This window comes from Stenotrophomonas sp. GD03930, assembly GCF_029839665.1.
Taxonomy (GTDB): Bacteria; Pseudomonadota; Gammaproteobacteria; order Xanthomonadales; family Xanthomonadaceae; genus Stenotrophomonas; species Stenotrophomonas forensis.
Genome location: NZ_JAOCAV010000001.1, coordinates 1341599 through 1359435, shown reverse-complemented (window position 1 = coordinate 1359435; position 17837 = coordinate 1341599). Strand labels below are relative to the sequence as shown.

At 67.8% G+C, this 17837-nt stretch carries 8 protein-coding genes and 1 riboswitch; of the genes, 3 read left to right on the top strand and 5 right to left on the bottom strand.

Going from position 1 to position 17837, the window contains the following annotated elements:
• Nucleotides 1-107 precede the first annotated feature (107 nt).
• The 3 genes from acs to N5C18_RS06065 all read left to right on the top strand — a co-directional run bounded on the left by acs (nt 108) and on the right by N5C18_RS06065 (nt 3824).
• Nucleotides 108-2051: an acetate--CoA ligase gene (gene acs, locus N5C18_RS06075; RefSeq protein WP_049455828.1), complete on the top strand. Its 1944-nt coding sequence runs from the start codon at nt 108-110 to the stop codon at nt 2049-2051.
• Nucleotides 2052-2172: 121 nt separating this feature from the next.
• Nucleotides 2173-2838 carry a response regulator transcription factor gene (locus N5C18_RS06070; protein WP_006477308.1) on the top strand — a complete coding sequence of 222 codons (666 nt, stop codon included), beginning with the start codon at nt 2173-2175 and terminating at the stop codon, nt 2836-2838.
• 232 nt (nt 2839-3070) lie between these two features.
• Nucleotides 3071-3160, top strand: a riboswitch (yybP-ykoY riboswitch).
• A gap of 88 nt (nt 3161-3248) precedes the next feature.
• Complete coding sequence (locus N5C18_RS06065; protein WP_053510497.1) at nt 3249-3824, top strand: manganese efflux pump MntP family protein; 576 nt, start codon at nt 3249-3251, stop codon at nt 3822-3824.
• A gap of 92 nt (nt 3825-3916) precedes the next feature.
• On the opposite strand, the gene N5C18_RS06060 is transcribed toward N5C18_RS06065, so the two are convergent.
• From N5C18_RS06060 to glyS, 5 genes are all read right to left on the bottom strand, one after another.
• Nucleotides 3917-7363: a PAS domain-containing hybrid sensor histidine kinase/response regulator gene (locus N5C18_RS06060; RefSeq protein ID WP_279944054.1), complete on the bottom strand. Its 3447-nt coding sequence runs from the start codon at nt 7361-7363 to the stop codon at nt 3917-3919.
• Nucleotides 7364-7498: 135 nt separating this feature from the next.
• Nucleotides 7499-9646 (bottom strand): S46 family peptidase, encoded by a 2148-nt coding sequence (locus N5C18_RS06055; RefSeq protein ID WP_279944053.1) that lies wholly within the window; start codon nt 9644-9646, stop codon nt 7499-7501.
• 170 nt (nt 9647-9816) lie between these two features.
• A complete protein-coding gene (locus tag N5C18_RS06050) occupies nt 9817-13677 on the bottom strand; it encodes a translocation/assembly module TamB (RefSeq protein ID WP_279944052.1) in 3861 nt (1286 codons plus the stop codon).
• Complete coding sequence (locus tag N5C18_RS06045) at nt 13674-15470, bottom strand: autotransporter assembly complex protein TamA (protein WP_279944509.1); 1797 nt, start codon at nt 15468-15470, stop codon at nt 13674-13676. Before N5C18_RS06045 ends, N5C18_RS06050 begins: the two co-directional genes overlap by 4 nt.
• Nucleotides 15471-15726: 256 nt before the next feature.
• Nucleotides 15727-17802 (bottom strand): glycine--tRNA ligase subunit beta, encoded by a 2076-nt coding sequence (gene glyS / locus N5C18_RS06040; protein ID WP_164087129.1) that lies wholly within the window; start codon nt 17800-17802, stop codon nt 15727-15729.
• Between the last annotated feature and the right edge of the window lie 35 nt (nt 17803-17837).

Sequence of the window (17837 nt, the reverse complement as noted above, 5' to 3'; positions counted from 1 at the left end):
TAACCAGGGTGGTGACGCGGCCGGGGGTGGATGGGGCAAACTGAGGGGAATCGGTCGCCGCGATGCTGCGACTGCACATACAAAGTCAACGTGCAAGTGAGGGTGCCATGGCTGATATCTACCCCGTCGATCCGCAGTTCGCCGCCAAGGCACGCATCGACAAGACGTCGTACGAACAGCAGTACCAGGCTTCGGTAACCGACCCGGATGGTTTCTGGGGCAAGGCCGCCGAGCGCCTGCAATGGATGCGCAAGCCGACGAAGATCAAGAACGTCAGCTACGACCTGTCCGATTTCCACATCAAGTGGTTCGAGGATGGCGAGCTCAATGCCAGCGTGAACTGCCTGGACCGCCAGCTGGACACGCGCGGCGACAAGACCGCGCTGCTGTTCGAACCGGATGGTCCCGACGCGCCGGCCCAGCACGTGACCTATCGCGAGCTGTACGAGCGCACCTGCCGCCTCGGCAACGCGCTGCGCAACCTCGGCGTCAAGAAGGGCGACCGGGTCACCATTTACCTGCCGATGATCGTCGACGCTGCGGTGGCCATGCTGGCCTGCGCGCGCATCGGTGCGATCCACTCGGTGGTGTTCGGTGGCTTCGCGCCGAACTCGATCGCCGACCGCGTCAGCGACTGCCAGAGCAAGCTGATCATCACCGCCGACGAAGGCCTGCGCGGCGGCCGGAAGATTCCGCTGAAGGCCAACGTCGATGCCGCGCTGAAGCTGCCCGGCACCAATACCGTGGAAACCGTGCTGGTGGTGCGCCACACCGGCGGCGCGGTGGACATGCAGGCGCCGCGCGACCGCTGGTTCCACGACGTGGTGGACAGCCAGCCGGCCACCTGCGAACCCGAGCGCATGAACGCGGAAGACCCGCTGTTCATCCTCTACACCTCCGGTTCCACCGGCAAGCCGAAGGGCGTGCTGCACACCACCGGCGGCTACCTGCTGTACGCGGCCTACACCCATGAAGCGGTGTTCGACCTGCGCGAGGACGACATCTACTGGTGCACCGCCGACGTCGGCTGGGTCACCGGCCACAGCTACATCGTGTACGGGCCGCTGGCCAACGGCGCAACCTCGCTGATGTTCGAAGGCGTGCCGAACTATCCGGATACCTCGCGCTTCTGGAACGTGATCGACAAGCACAAGGTGAGCATCTTCTACACCGCTCCGACCGCCATCCGTGCGCTGATGCGCGAGGGCGAGGAGCCGGTGAAGAAGACGTCGCGCGCCTCGCTGCGCCTGCTTGGCAGCGTCGGCGAGCCGATCAATCCGGAAGCCTGGCGCTGGTACTACGAGGTGGTCGGCGACAGCCGCTGCCCGATCGTCGATACCTGGTGGCAGACCGAAACCGGCGGCATCCTGATCTCGCCGCTGGCCGGTGCGATGGACCTCAAGCCGGGCTCGGCCACCCTGCCCTTCTTCGGCGTGCAGCCGGCGCTGGTCAATGCCGATGGCGAGATCCAGGACGGCCCGACCGAGGGCAACCTGATCATCCGTGATTCCTGGCCGGGCCAGATGCGCACGGTGTACGGCGACCACCAGCGTTTCATCGACACCTATTTCCGCACCTACCCCGGCAGCTATTTCACCGGCGACGGTTGCCGCCGCGACGAGGACGGCTATTACTGGATCACCGGCCGCGTCGACGATGTGATCAACGTGTCCGGCCACCGCATCGGCACCGCCGAAGTGGAAAGCGCGCTGGTCTCGCACCCGAAGGTGGCCGAAGCGGCCGTGGTCGGTTTCCCGCACGACGTGAAGGGCCAGGGCATCTACGCCTACGTGACCCTGGTGGCCGAAGAAGCACCGAGCGACGAACTGCAGAAGGAACTGGTCGCCTGGGTGCGCAAGGAGATCGGACCGATCGCCACGCCGGACCACCTGCAGTGGGCACCGGGCCTGCCGAAGACCCGCTCGGGCAAGATCATGCGCCGCATCCTGCGCAAGATCGCCGAGAACGCGCCGGACCAGCTCGGTGACACCTCTACCCTGGCCGATCCGTCGGTGGTGGCGTCGCTGGTGGACGAGCGCAAGGTGCGCTGATGGCGTGACTGCAGGTGCAGGACGCGCCAGGGACGTGGCCGGGAGGAGGGACCCGGCCCCGTCCGACCCGTCCTGCACCTGCCATCACGTCGCTCTTTTTCCTGATCGATAAGCTCGACCCATGACCACCCTCCTGATTGCCGATGACCACCCGCTGTTCCGCGAAGCCCTGCGTGGGGCGGTGCAGCGGGTCATCCCGGGCGTGCAGCTGTTCGAAGCCGACAGCGTGGAAGCGCTGTACGCGCTGGCCGACCAGCACAACGACGCCGACCTGGTCCTGATGGATCTCAACATGCCCGGTGCGCAGGGTTTCAACGCGCTGGTGCACATGCGCTCGCTGCACCCGCACCTGCCGGTGGTGGTGGTGTCCGCGCGCGAGGAAGCCACGGTGATGCGCCGCGCGCTCGACCACGGCGCGCTCGGCTTCATTCCAAAGTCGGCCGACTCGGACACCATCGGCCATGCACTGGGCACCATTCTCGATGGCGAGACCTGGGCACCGCCGGAAGCGCACAACGTGCCGCCCACCGGCAGCGAGGAACGCGAGGTGGGCCAGCGCCTGCGCGAGCTGACCCCGCAGCAGTTCCGCGTGCTGCAGATGCTCGGCGCCGGCCGCTTGAACAAGCAGATCGCGTACGACCTCAACGTCTCCGAAGCAACGATCAAGGCGCACGTCACCGCGATCCTGCGCAAGCTGGGCGTGACCAACCGCACCCAGGCCGTGCTGATGGCCGGCAAGCTGGCGATCGACGACGACGCCATCGTGCTGCCGCCGGAAGAGGATTGACGGTCGTGCCGGCCGCTGGCCGGCAATTCCCTGAAACGCGCGAGACGCATGAAACCGCTCCGGTAGGTGCCAAGCTTGCTTGGCACGCTTTTGACGTTGCACCTGCCGGCCAGCGGCCGGCACTACCAGGCACCGCTGTGCTCGCGGTATAGCCATCGCTATACAAACCAGCCCTGCCTGCGCGTTTCGTTGGAAACGCGCCACGCGCGGATCGCGGTGCTAAGCTTCGCGTCCCCTTGGGGAGTAGCCGGATTCCTTCGCAGGAATCGTCCACGTCAACATACTCGGCCAGTGCGCCGTGGCGTGGACAACCATGATGGTTGGCGAGACCAGCGGCCCGCGCGCGCAACACCAGGTTGGGCGCGAGCGCAGGCCGTGCGTCCGTCCTAGCCCGACCTTCCGCTGCCGCCATGTCTCCTGTTTCGATCCTCCTGATCGGCTTCGCCATGTCCACCGATGCCTTCGCTGCGGCGATCGGCAAGGGTGCCGCCATGCGCAAGCCGGTGTTCCGCGATGCGCTGCGCGCCGGCATCATCTTCGGCGTCATCGAAGCGATCACGCCCATCATCGGCTGGCTGCTCGGCCGTGCCGCCCTGCAGTACGTCGAAGCCTTCGACCACTGGATCGCCTTCGGCCTGCTCGGCGCGCTGGGCATCCACATGATCTACAACGGCCTGCGCCCGGACAGTGCCGGGGAAGAAGAAGATCCTTCGCAGCACCACGGCTTCTGGAAGCTTGCGCTGACCGGCTTTGCCACCAGCATCGACGCGATGGCAGTGGGCATCGGCCTGGCCTTCATGGACGTGCATATCGGCGTGATGGCTGCGGTGATCGGCCTGTGCACGCTGACCATGGTCACTGCCGGCATCATGCTCGGCCGCGTGCTGGGCAGCATGGTCGGCAAGCGCGCCGAGATCATCGGCGGCGTGATCCTGGTGATCATCGGTGCGACGATCCTGTACGAACACCTGCATGGCGTGGGGTAACGCGCCCGCGATTGCGTGGTTGCCGGCCAGCGGCCGGCACTACCAGACGTCACATCCACGCATGGCGCGAATCTACTGCCGGGCGGCCGGCACTACTGCGCATCGCGCAGCGCGCCCAGGAAGGCGCGCAGCGAGGCCGGCTTGATCGGTTTGGTCAGCACGCGGTAGCCGCGCTCGCGCGCCATGCGCTTCAGTTCATCGCGGCCGTCGGCGGTCAGCAGCGCACCGGGCAGTGGGTAGCCCGCCGCATCGCGCAGGGCCACCAGTGCATCCAGGCCGTCCATGCGGTCGTGCAGGTGATAGTCCACCAGCATCACCTGCGGACGCTCGGCGATCTTCTCCAGCGCCTGGTCGACGGTCGCGGCGGTGATCACCTGCACCTGCCAGCGGCCAAGCAGCGCGCGCATGCCGTCGAGGATTTCCTCGTCGTTGTCCACGCACAGCACGCGCAGCCCGGCCAGCGAATCGCTGCGTACCGGTGCGGCCACGGCCTGTGCCGGCGTGGCCAACTCGGTGTATCCGGGCAGCGGCGCCACCCGCGGCAGGATGATCGAGAACATCGAGCCCTTGCCGACCCGGCTGCGTGCGTTCAACCGATGGTCGAGCAGGCGCGAGATGCGCTGGCAGATCGACAGGCCCAGGCCGAGGCCCTGCTCGCCCCAGTCGAACGGCTGCTGGTAGCGGTGGAATTCGTCGAAGATCTGCCGCATGTGGTGCTCGGGAATGCCGGGGCCGGTATCCCACACCTGCAGCTCCACTTCGTCACCACGGTGGCGTACTGCCAGCACGATGCGGCCCTGGCGGGTATAGCGCAGCGCGTTGGCCAGGAAGTTCTGCAGCACGCGGCGCAACAGGCGGCGGTCGCTGCGTACCCACGCCGGGCGCGCGAACAGGTCCAGGCGCAGGCCACGGCCCGCGGCCACCGGGGTGTACTGCGCGGCCAGCTCCCGCATCAGCGCGCTCACGTCGAACTCGCCGATCACCGGGTGCAGGCCACCGGCATCCAGCCGCGATACATCCAGCAGACCATCGAGCAGTTCCTCGGCGGCACGCAGCGAGGCGTCCACGCGTTCGGCCAGATGCTTCTGCTCGTCACTGACGTGGTCACTGTCACGCAGCGCGGAAGCAAACAGGCGCGCGGCATTCAGCGGTTGCAGCACGTCGTGGCTGATCGCCGCCAGGAAGCGGGTCTTCGACTGCTGCGCGACCTCGGCCTCGTGCGAGCGCTCGGCCACGCGCTGTTCCAGCGTCTCGTTGGCTTCCAGCAGGGCTTTTTCCGCGTGCTTGTAATCGGTGATGTCGTTGTAGCTGGTGACGTAGCCGCCACCGGGCAGCGCCTGGCCACGCATCTCGATCACCTTGCCGTCGCTGCGGGTGCGCTCGAACACGTGTGGTGAACCGGCGCGCATGTAGCCGATGCGGCGGTTGATCTGGATCTCGATGTCGCCCTCGCCAAGCTCGCCACGCTCGGCGTTGTAGCGGATCAGGTCCGCCACCGGGCGCCCCACGTAAAGCATGCCGTCGGGGTAACCGAACATGTCCTGGTAACGACGGTTCCAGGCGGTCAGGCGCATGTCCGGATCGACCACGCTGACTCCGGCGCTGATGTTCTCCAGCGTGGTCGACAGGATCTCGCGGTTGAAACGCAGCTCCTGCCCGGCTTCATCCAGCACCGCCACCACTTCGCCCAGGTCCATGCCCGAGCCGCGCAGCAGGCTGGTCAGCAGCAGCCGCGCGGACGCCGCGCCGATCGATGCGGCCAGCAGGCGCTCGGTGAACTGCACCCAGGGCCGGTCGGCCGGTGCCGAGGACTGCAGCTCGCGCCCCAGCGACTGCGCCTGCTCGAAGAAGGCGCGCCGCGCGTGGCGTTCACCGACCACACGCGAGGCCAGTGCCAGCAGGTCGCCCACGTGCACATGACCGGGCCAGCCACCGGCCACCGAGGGGCGCTCGGCATACGGATCGAGGAATGGCGCGGCGCGCAGCCGCTCGTCCACGCCCGGTCGCCAGCGCGCGGACACCAGCATCATCGTCGCCGCATTGACCAGCAGTGACCAGAACGTGCCATGGGTCAGCGGGTCCCAACCGGTCATGCCGAACAACTGCTGCGGGCGCAACCAGGTGATGCCGAACGGGCCATTCTGCACCCAGCCGGCGTCCATCCAGCCGGCCATCGTCATCGCTGGCAGCAGCAGCGTGTACAACCACGTGCCGAAGCCCAGCAGCATGCCCGCCTCGACGCCGCGGCGGCTGGCGCCACGCCAGTACAGGCCGCCGATCAGCCCCGGTGCGAACTGCGCCACGGCAGCGAACGCCATCAGGCCGTAGCTGGCCAGGGTGCTGTCATTGCTGCTGCTGCGGTAGTAGCTGTAGGCCATCAGCGCCAGCAGCAGGATCGCCAGCCGGCGGATCCACAGAACGCGCGAGGCGACGTCGGCGGCTTCCTGGTGATCACCACTTCGGCGCAGCAGTACCGGCATCACCAGGTCGTTGCTGACCATGGTGGCCAGCGCGATCGAGGACACGATCACCATGCCGGTCGCCGCGGAGAAGCCCCCGATGTAAGCAATCAACGCCAGTGTGTTGCGCCTTTCCGCCAGCGGCAGGGCCAGCACCATCGAGTCATCGGCCACGCCACTGCCGGTACCGAACAGGCTGACACCGGCGGTGGCGATCGGCAGCACCATCGCCGAGATGAGCACCAGGTAGCCGCCGAACATCCAGCGCGCACGGCGTACGTCGCGCACATCCCCGCACTCGACCACCGCTACGTGGAACTGGCGCGGCAGGCAGATGATGGCGAGGAAGCTGAGCAGCGTCTGCGACAGGAAGCCCACCGGAGGCAGCCCGGTGAACAGCGTATGCACCGACTCCACCACCGCTTCGTTGCGGTCGCTGAGCCAGACGTAGGCGAACACGCCCACCGCCACCATCGCCACCAGCTTGATCACGGACTCCAGCGCAATGGCCAGCATCATGCCGTGGTGATGCTCGGTGGCATCGACCTGGCGGGTACCGAACAGGGTGGCGAACAGCGCCATCAACAGGGCCACGTACAACGCCGGGTCGCTGAAGAAGCCGGTCGGGCCGGTGTTGCCGGTCAGCACCTGCAGGCTCATCGCCACCGCTTTGTACTGCAGGGCCAGGTACGGAATGATGCCGATCAGCGCGATGATCGCCACCAGCGCTGCCAGCCGCCGCGAGCGGCCGAAACGCGAAGAGATGAAATCGGCGATGGAGACCACGTTCTGGCTGCGCGCGATCAGCGCCAGGCGCTCGATGATGCGCCAGCCGAACAGCAGCAGCAGCAAGGGGCCGATATAGATCGGCAGATAGCCCACACCGTTGCGCACGGCGGTGCCCACCGCGCCGTAGAAGGTCCACGACGAGCAGTACACCGCCAGCGCCAGGCTGTAGACCACCGGCCGCAGCCATGGCCGGTCGGGATACATCGGCCGGCGGTCACCCCACCACGCCACGCCGAACAGCAGCGCGGCATAGGCAACCGAGACCAGCAGCAGGATCCAGCTGGAGACCACGCGCGTGTTTCCGTCGGAGGAACCCGCAGTGTAGGCCAGGCATGGCCGGGTGCACGGGCTCGTTGGGGGCAACCACCCCCAACAGGGTGGGGGCCTACGCGGTGCGGGCCACGACCGTTGGTCGTGGCCGGCTTCTTACTGGGCCGGCACGCCCATTTCCTTCAGCAGCTCGGGCGCCGGGTAGACCTTGGCCAGCAGCCAGCGCAGGTAGCGCATGTCCACGTGCACGGCACGCTTGTAGCGCGGGTCGAACCACCAGCTGGCGCTGACCGACTCCCAGTTGCTGTCGAAGTTCAGGCCGATCAGTTCACCCTTGGCGTTGAGCACCGGCGAGCCGGAATTGCCACCGGTGGTGTCCAGGTTGGTCAGGAAGTTGACCGTCTGGGTCTTCAGCGCCGGATCGGCGGTGCTGCCGAAGTCACCCTTGGCGATCGCCGCCAGCAACGGCTTGGGTGCATCGAACGGATAGGCGTTGGTGTTCTTCTCGACGATGCCGGCCACGGTGGTCACCGGCGAGTAGGTCACGCCATCGCGCGGATGCAATGCTTCCACCTTGCCGTAGCTGATCCGCAGGGTGCGGTTGGCATCCGGGTACACCGCACGGCCCTGCTTGGCACGCCACGCGAACAGCGCCTGCATGTAGGCCGGGCGCAGGCGCAGCTGCTCGCCTTCGCGGGTCTTGCTCTCGTTCTCGATGCGCAGCTGCGCGGCCACCAGCGGGCCGGCCACGGCGATCAGTGGATCGGCGGCCAGCGCCTTGCCTTCGCGGGCGGCAGCGAAGCGTGACAGGCGCTGCGCCTCGTCACCGAGCTGGGTGCCGGCGTACAGGGTGTCCAATGCCTTGGCCAGCTGCTGCGGGGTGCGGCCGAAGGCGGCGTCGAACTCGGCCACGCGCTGCGCATCCGGCAGCTGCTGGTAGCGGGTCAGCAGGGTGGTCAGCAGCGCCTTCTCGACCTCCGGCGCATAGCGGCGCTGCACCTGCTTGAGCACGCCTTCGATCATCGCCTGGTCGCGCTGCTGGTAGCCGCTCTCGCGCTGCGCGTCGGGCTTGGCCGACTCGATGCGCAGGCGCTCCAGCAGCAATGCCGTGCGCAGCAGCTGGCTCTGCATCGCCATCTGGTCCAGCAGCAGGTCACGCTCGCCCACCGCCGCACCCTGCGACAGGTTGGCCAGCAGCGCCTTGATATCACCCTGGTACCTGCGGTCGGTGGCGGCCAGCATCGCGCTTTCGTCGGCGGCGCGCTGGGCTTTGGCATCGCTGCGCAGCAGGCCTTCCAGTTCACCGGCGGCGCGCTTGCGGTTGTTCTTCAGCGACTGCAGCTGCGAGGCGTAGCGGGTACGCGCCTGTGCATCCTTGGCGCTGGCGGCTTCGATGGTGTCGATCATCTGCTGGAACACCGACACGCGGCGCGGCAGCACGGCATCGATCTGGCCGGCGAATTCGGCGGCGGTGCGGTGGCGGTAGGTGATGCCCGGGTAACCGGCCAGCATCGCGTAGTCGCCTTCCTTCGGGCCTTCCACCGACATCTGCAGGTGTGCCGGTGCCTGGTAGGGCACGTTGTCCTTGCTGTAGGCGGCCGGCTTGCCGTCCTTGCCGACGTAGGCGCGCAGCAGGGTGAAGTCGCCGGTGTGGCGCGGCCACATGAAGTTGTCGATCTCGTCGCCGTAGTTGCCGATCGCACGCGGCGGCGCGTAGACCAATCGCACGTCGCTCAGTTCCAGCTGGGCGATGCGGTAGAAGTCGGTGCCGTAGTACATGTTGGCCACCGAGCAACGCACGCTGCCGTCCTTCTCGCACTCGGCCACGATCTGCTTGCTGGCCGCATCCACCGCATCGAAGTAGGCACGGCCGGTCTTGCCGCGCGCCTGCGCCAGCACCTGGTCGGTCACCTTGTCGAAGCCGACGGTGACCAGCACGCGGAAGTCCGGGTTGGCCGGGCGCTCATCGGCGCGGCCGTTGGCGATGAAGCCGTTGTCGATCAGGTTGTGCTCGGGCGAGCTGTTGTACTGGATCACCCCCATCGCCACGTGGTGGTTGGTCAGCAGCAGGCCGTCGGCGGACACGAACGAGCCGGTGCCACCACCGGCACGCACGACGGCGCTCAGCGGCGGCGCGGTGACGTTGGCCAGGTCGGCCGGATTGCCCTTGAAGCCCGCAGCCTGCAGCGGCTTGGCCAGTTCCGGCAGCTGGGTCGGCATCCACATGCCTTCATCGGCGTGGGCACCGGCGGCGAGGGTCAGGCCCAGGGCCAGGGCGGTGGGAAGGGCTTTGCGTGGTGACATGGGGCAATCCGGTACGACAGAACAGCCCGGGACCATAGCCGCTGGGGGCGGCCGGGGCAACGGCCGATGGTTGGGTCGACGTGCACGGTCGTGCCGGCCGCTGGCCGGCAACCCACGCAACCCGGGAGCTACGGTGCAGCTGCCGGCCAGCGGCCGGCACTACCAGATCGTTATTTCTCCCGTCGCCAGTTGATCGAACCGCGGTTTTCCACCGTGCTCGATTCCACTTCCACGTCGAAGCCGCGGCGCAGCAGGTACTTCAGCGTGATCACCGAACCTGCACCAACCAGCGACACGCCGTAGCCGACGTACAGCTTGGGCGAGATGTACTTGCCGACGCCGATCACCGAGCCACCCAGCGCGCGCGACTGGCTCACGCCGGCGTCGTCCAGGCCCAGCTTGGCGCCCAGCTGCGAGGCCAGCAGGCCACTGCCTGCAGAGAGTGCCGCCGAGGCCGCGTTGACCTGCTGGGTCTGGTCGCTGCTGGCGCCGGTCAGGCTGCGGCCCAGCACCAGGTAGGCCAGCGCCTCGGACTGCGACATCGCCGGCTCGGACCACACGTCCGCACGCGGCTGCTGCGCGCGCCCGGTGACGTCGATGCCCGCCGTGACATCACCGACCCGGCGCTCGGCACGGATGTTGATGCGCGGGTCGGAGACCGCGTTGTAGTTCCAGGTCAGGTTGCCGCGGGTGATGGTCAGGTCCTGCCCATATGCCTTGTAGCGCCCGCTCACTTCCAGGCCACCGTTGGCGGTCATCTCGCGGCCGGGCTTGGCCCAGACCTGCATCTTGCCGGTCAGCGCGCCCTTCAGGCCGAAGCCGGTCATCTTCACCTTGTCGCCGAGGCTGACCGTCAGGTCCATGTCCAACGGCGAGGTGCGCGACTCTTCCGGATCGACCGGATCGAGCACCACCACGTCTTCGGACACCGAGGTGCCGCGGTCCAGGCGTTCGAGGTCGATATCGGCCTCGGGCACATGCACGGTTCCACGCAGCTCCATTGCCGCCTTGGCCAGGGTGAAATCGAGGTTGGGATTGGCGACGATGCGCAGTTCGCTGGTGTTGGACAGCAGCACGTTGTCACCGTGGATCTTCAGCTGCAGCGGCTGTGCATCACCGAACCACGACAGGCCGCCATCCACGTACAGCGTGCCTTGGCCGGAATTGGCCTGCGCGGTGATCCTGGCCGAGCCATCAGGCTGGGCCACGAAGCTGCCCTTGCCCTGGTCGAAGGTCAGGCCCAGCGCCGGGAATTCACCCTTGAAGTTGCTCAGCTGCGCGTCACCGCCCAGCGATGGCTGGCCACGGGTGCCGCGCAGGCTGACGTGGCCTTCGATCAGGCCGGTCGGGCGCACGATGTCCGGCGAGAACAGCTCCAGCCAGTACAGCCGCGACATGTTGAGGTAGAGCTCGCCGTTCAACGGCGCACTGGCTTCCCAGCCGGTCTGCATCTTGGCATCGACGAAACCGTTGCCCTGGAAGCCCATGCCCAGGTAGCCCTTGATGCTGGCCGGGGTCATGTCCAGTTTCAGCGAGAACTGGTCATAGCGCACCAGCTCGCCACGGGACGCATCGCCCACCGTGGTGCGGTTCTCGCCCAGGCGCACGCCGCCTTCCTTCGAGCGCGCTTCCACATGGCCTTCCCAGGCATTGCCGCGCGGGCGGATCTGCGCGTCCAGGCTGACATCACCGCGCAGGTAGATGCGGCGGCCGGACTGCGGCGGCAGCCACGGCTGCACCAGCGCCAGCGGCAGCGCATCACTGCGCACCACCAGGCCCTCGCGCGGCCAGTTCGCCTGGGCGCACAGCGCGCCACTGCTGGCGGCGGCCAGGCAGGCTTCGGACAGGGTGTAGGTGCTGCCGTTGATCGCGAACGCGGCCGGCGCACGCAGCGACCAGGCATCGCCCTTCACCGGTGCGATGCGCAGCGATGCCAGCTCGCCACGCCACTGCGCGCCCTGCTGGCGCACGCTGCCCTGCAGCTCGATCGCGCCCATGTCGTTGCGGGTCTGCGCGGCCAGCCGCAGATTGGACACACTGCCCTGCGCGTCGATGTTCAGCCGTTCCAGCAGCATGCCGGCGTTGACCTGCTGGCCCTGCACCGCCAGCGTGCCGCTGTCGCCGCGCCACGGCAGGTGGCCCTTGATGCTTACGCTCTCGGCGCCGTAGCCATCCCAGTTGAGGTTGTTGCCGATCAGGTCGGCGGTGATGTCCGGCGCATCGCGCGGGCCCTTCACCTGCACCTGGCCACGCAGGCCACCGTCGGCGCCCGGCAGCAGATCGCTCAGCTGCAGCGGTTCGAAGCGTGCGTCGATGTCGAGGCGATCACCGACCTTGCCCGAAGCGGTGACCCGGCTGCTGCCCAGCGACAGCTTCAGGTCGCCCTGGCCTTGATCGCCCTGCAGTGCGAACTTGCCCTGCGCGTCGAGGTTGCGCTGGCGCAGGACGCCCTTCAGCGACGGCAGGTCCACCGTGGCTTCCAACGTACCGGCCGTGCCCGGTGCGGCGTTGGCCGGCGGCGGCAGCTGGCGGCCCTTGGAGGCCAGGTTGCCGGACAGGCGGCCATTCCAGCCCGGCACGAAATAGCCGGGGTCGAAGTCCTTCAGCGTGGCCTTGGCGTCCCAGTCCAGCTGTGGCGCCCAAGCGACCTGGCCTTCCACCTGCAGCTGGCCACCCGGGGTCTGCGCCTGCAGCTGATGGATCGACGCGGCCTGGTCATTGCCACGCACGTCGAAGCGCAGCTGCGCCTTCTGCTTTTCGCGTTCGACCTCGGCGCGGCCGATCGCCGCCCACGCCTTCAGCGTGCCGGCCAGGCCGAAGCGCGCTTCCTTCAGCGTCACCGGTACCGGCGCGCTGCCGGCGGTGTTCGGGTCCGCGGCCGGCACGTAGGTCAGATCGCGTGCGACCACCGAGAAATTGAGCTTCTGCTGGTCTTCCTGGCTGAAATCGGCCGTACCTTCCAGCCGCGCTTCGCCGCCGAGGCCCTTCACCAGCAACGGCGAAACCTTCAGCACCTGGTCCTGCAGCGACACCACCGACGGTGCCAGTTCCAGTTCCTGGTCGCCCTGCTTCACCTTGCCATGCAGGTTGGCGTTGCCGCCCTTGCCAGCGGCAGTGAAGTCCAGTGCCAACGGTGCGATCGCCGAGCTCGCCAGCGCCGGCGACAGCAGCGACAGATCCAGTTCGTCGCTGCGCACGCTGGCGTTCCAGGTCGGGTCGGTCCGCCCGTCGAACACCAGCATCGCGTGCAGCGGCTTCGGTGCACGCCCGGCCAGCGCCACCTCCATGTGGGCGAGGTCGCCGCGTGCCACCAGCCCCACCGTCGCTGCAGTGCGCCCACGCGGGGCCGGCAGCACCGCCGTGACCGTCACGTCGGTGTCGTAGTCCTTGGCCGGGATGTAGCGGCCCTGGGCGGTGAAATTGCCCATGTCGCTGTCCACGACCAGCTTGTGCGCCTGGAATTCGCCGTTGGCGATTTCGATGCCACCGCGCACGCGGCTGATGTCGATCACCGGCTCGTTGGCCTGGCTGATGCGGAAGCCATCGATGGCGATGGCGTCGGCCTGGATCGCCAGCGGCATCTCGATCTGCGGCAGCGAATCCGGCCACGACGGCAGCTTGAACGGCTCGTCACTCTTGGCCAGGTTCAACGTCGCGTTGGTCAGTTCCAGCTTGTCCAGCAGCAGCTTGCGGCCCAGCAACGGGCGCAGGTCCGGCTCCAGGTGCGCGCGCTCGGCGTGGAAATGGATGTCGTCATAGCGGAAGTCGACGTTGTACAGGGTCAGCGGACCGGCCACCGGGCCGTCCACCTTGTCCCAGGTGAAGCTGGCGCCCACCGGCAGCCGCGCCACCACCTGCGCCAGCAGCACATCGCGGCCGGCCACGGTCTGCAGCAGCCAGTACACCGCCAGCAGGGCCAGCAGCACCAGCCCGATCACGCCGGCGCCGGACCATGCCCAGAAGCGGCGGCGGCGGTAGAAGCGCACGCGCGGCGGCGTGTTCGGGGTCGGCGTGGGTGCGGGCGTGCTCACAGGTCCGCTCCGATGTTCAGGTACAGCTGGAACTGCGAATCCGGGTTGTTCAGGCCGTGCGCCACGTCGATGCGTACCGGGCCGACCGGCGATTTCCAGCGCACGCCGAAGCCGACGCCAGTGTGCAGATCAATGGTGTTGTCGAAGGCGCTGCCGGTATCGACGAACACCGCCGCGCCCCATGGACCGCCATTGAAGTAGTGCTCGTACTCGGCCGAGCCGATCACCAGGTTCTTGGCGCCCAGTGCGTACTTGTCCGGCGCCGGCGTACGCGGGCCGACCTCGCGGTAGGCGTAGCCGCGGATGCTGCGGTCGCCGCCGGCGAAATAGCGCAGGCTCGGTGGCATCGCCACCAGGTCGCTGGTCCAGGTGGTGCCGCCCTCGCCGCGCAGGATCAGGCGGTTGCTTTCGCCCACCGGGATGTACCAGCGCAGCACGGCATTGGCCTGCACGAAGCTGGTATCCGAACCGACGCCCTCGATGCCGGTCCGTAGCGTCGCGGTGCCGCTGATGCCCTTGCGCGGGAACATCTGGTCGTCGACGTTGACGTAGTCGGCCACCATCTGCGGGTACACCAGCGTCGAGGTGTTGTAGACCGCATCGGTGAATTCGGTGCCGGAGGCGTAGCGCCAGCGCTCGCGCAGCGCGTTGACCGAGGCGATCGCGGTCCAGTGCTCGTTGATCTCGCCGCTGCGGCTGGCGATCAGCTTGAAGTTGCGCAGGTCGATGTAATCGGTCTGCTCGTCATACGCGCTGGCGGCGAAGGTGTACCAGCCGTCGAGCCAGTTGAACGCCGGGATGCGGTAGCTGGTGACCAGGCTCTTGCGCTTCTGCGCATAGTCCAGCTGCGTGTTCATCTTGTGGCCGCGGTTGTTCAGGAACCGCCGCTCGATGCCACCGCGCACACCCGGGCCGCTCTCGCTGCCGTAGCTCAGGCCGGCGGTGTAGATGGTGCGCTTGGCGCGGGTCAGCTTCACGTCCACCGGCACGTCGCCGTTCGCGTCGGCCTGGTCCGGACGCGGCTGGATGTCGATCACGCTGAAATAGTCCAGCTTGGTCAACGACTGCCGCAGGCGATCCAGCTTGCCCTCGTGGTAGTAGCTGCCCTGGTCCCAGTACACCAGCGGGTCGAACAGCTTGTCGACGAAGTAGTCCTGTACGAAACGCACCGGGCCCATGTTGTAGCGGCGGCCACTGTCCCAGGTCAGGTCGATGTCTGCGGCGTTGTCGGCGCGTGTGATCTGCACCTGGCGCTGGGTGTAGTCGGCATCGAAGTAGCCACGCTCGGCCAGGCGTCGGGTGATGGTGATCTTGCTGGCTTCGTACTGGGTGTGCTCGAAGCGCTGGCCCTTGCGCGGCTTGAACGCGGCCAGGTCGTCCTGCAGGTACTGGTCGTAGATCGCCGGGCCGGTGATGTCGATGTGCTCGCGACGCACGGTCACCGGGGCACCCTTGTCGACATGGATCAGCACCCGCACGTGCTCATCCTCGCGCGGTGCTTCAACCTTGATCACCGGGTTGTAGTACCCGAACGGTTCCAGCGCCTGGCGGGTCTGCCGCTCGGCCTGCGACAACAGGTACTCCAGGCGCGACTCGCCCTGCTCCTTGCCGATCGTGTCGTACAGCGACAGCGATTCCTGGATGTTCTCGATGATTGCGGCGTCGTCGCCCTTGTCCAATCCCTTGATGTCCACCTTGTCGATGGTGCCGCGCGCGTGGGCCACGGAAGTGGCGGCCAACGACAGGACCATCAGCGGCAGGGCGTATTTCTTTGGCTGCATGCGGCACAGCATACCGACCGGAGGTGACGATGCGAAATGCATCACGTCATTCGGGATCGGTTGTTAAGTGGCGGTCAAAATACGCGCCTTTGTGGCGATCATCGTGATCGCAGCCGAGGATGCCGGCATCGTGCGCGATGCCGGCAATGACCCCGATGGACATCCGCCGGCGGTTATCCGGTAGTGCCGGCCGCTGGCCGGCAACCCACAGATCGACCCGATGCGCGGGGGCAATGCCGGCCAGCGGCCGGCACTACCGGTACCGGCATCAGCTCGACAGATGCTCGATCGCCGCGACCTTGCCCAGGCGCTCGCCCAGCATCGTCAGCAGCGCCAGGCGGTTGCCACGCAGCGCCGGATCTTCCGCATTGACCATCACGCCATCGAAGAAGGCGTCGACCTGCGGGCGCAGCCGGGCCAGGCGGGCCAGCACGGCCACGTAGTCCTTGTGCTGCAGGCTGGCGCCGGTGTCGTCGATGGCCGCGGTGACGGCTTCAGCCAGCGCGCGCTCGGCGTCTTCCTGCAGCAGCGCCGTGTCGATCTGGGCCGGAATGTCGCCCTCGGCCTTGCGCAGGATGTTGCGGATGCGCTTGTTGGCCGCGGCCAGCGCCTCGGCTTCCGGCAGCGCAGCAAAGGTGCCGATCGCATCCAGGCGGCGGTCGAAGTCGTAAAGCGAGGCCGGCTTCAGCTCGGCCACCGCATTGAAATGCGTGGCCGGCACGCCCTTGTCGGCGTAGTAGCCCTTCAGGCGGTCGAGGATGAAGTCGTACAGCTCGCCGACGTCGGCCTGCACGTTGCGCGCGGCCAGGCCGGCGTTGGCGCTGGCCAGCAGCGCGCGCAGGTCCAGCTCGAAGCCGCTCTCGATGATCGTGCGGGCCAGGCCCAGCGCATTGCGGCGCAGGGCGAACGGGTCCTTGTTGCCGGTCGGCTTCAGGCCCGCGGCGAAACCACCGGCCAGCGTGTCCACGCGTTCAGCAATCGCCAGCACCTTGCCCAGCGCCGACAGCGCGATGTCATCGCCACCGAAGCGCGGCTGGTAGGCCTCGTCGATGGCCAGCGCGACCTCGGCCGATTCGCCACCGGCCACGGCGTAGTGGCGGCCGGCGATGCCCTGCAGTTCCGGGAATTCGTTGACCATGCGCGATTGCAGGTCGTTCTTCGCCAGTTCGGCGGCACGCCGTGCCTGCGCAGCGTCGGCGCCAACCTGCGGCGCGATCACCTCGGCCAGGGCGGCCACGCGGGCGACCTTGTCGGCCACGCTGCCCAGCTTGGCCTGGTAGGTCACCGTCTTCAGGCCCTCGCCCATCGACGCCAGGCCCTGCTTCAGGTCTTCGTCGAAGAAGAACTTGGCATCGGCGAAGCGCGGGCGGATCACGCGCTCGTAGCCCTTGGCCACTTCGGCCACGTCCTTCGATTCGATGTTGGCGATGCCGATGAACTTCTCGGTCAGCGTGCCGCTGTCATCCAGCACCGGGAAGAACTTCTGGTTGATCTCCATCGTCTCGATCAGCGCTTCCTGCGGCACCGCCAGGAACGCGCGCTCGAAGCTGCACAGCACCGCCGACGGCCACTCGACCAGGTTCACCACCTGCTCCAGGTTGTCCTCGGTGATGCGGGCGCTGCCGCCGGCCTTGGCCGCAGCGGCTTCGACCTCGGCGACGATGCGCGCGCGGCGCTCGCTCGGGTCGACCAGCACGAACGCGGCGCGCAGGGCTTCCACGTAATCCTGCGGCTGTGCCAGCGACACGGCCTGGTCGTGGTGGAAACGATGGCCACGGCTGACACGGCCGGCCTGCAGGCCGAACAGGTCGGCCTCGACCACGTTGCCACCGTGCAGCAGCACCAGCCAATGCGCCGGGCGCGCAAAGCCCCAGGCGTGGTCGCCCCAGCGCATCGGCTTGGGAATCGGCATCGCCGCGATCGCCTCGCGCAGGATCTCCGGCAGCAGGCTGGCGGTGCTCGCGCCCGGCGTCACCGCACGGTGCACGAAGCGCTCACCCTTGTTGTCGGTGGTCTTCTCCAGCGCGGTCCAGTCGATCCCGGCCTTGGCGGCGAAGCCCTGCAGGGCCTTGGTCGGCTGGCCTTCGGCGTCCAGCGCGATGTTCAGGTACGGGCCCAGCACTTCGCTGTGCTGTTCCGGCTGTTCCAGGCCAACGCCCGGCAGCAGCACGGCCAACCGGCGCGGGGTCGACAACGGGCGTGCATCGCCCAGCTCCAGCGCGACGCCGCGCTTGCGCAGGCCGTCGACAACGCCATCGAAGAAGGCCTGGGCCAGGCCCGGCAGCGCCTTGACCGGCAGCTCCTCGGTGCCCAGTTCGATCAGCAGGGGGGACAGTTGGCTCATCGTTTCAATCCTGTGGTGGGGGCGCAGCGCGCGAC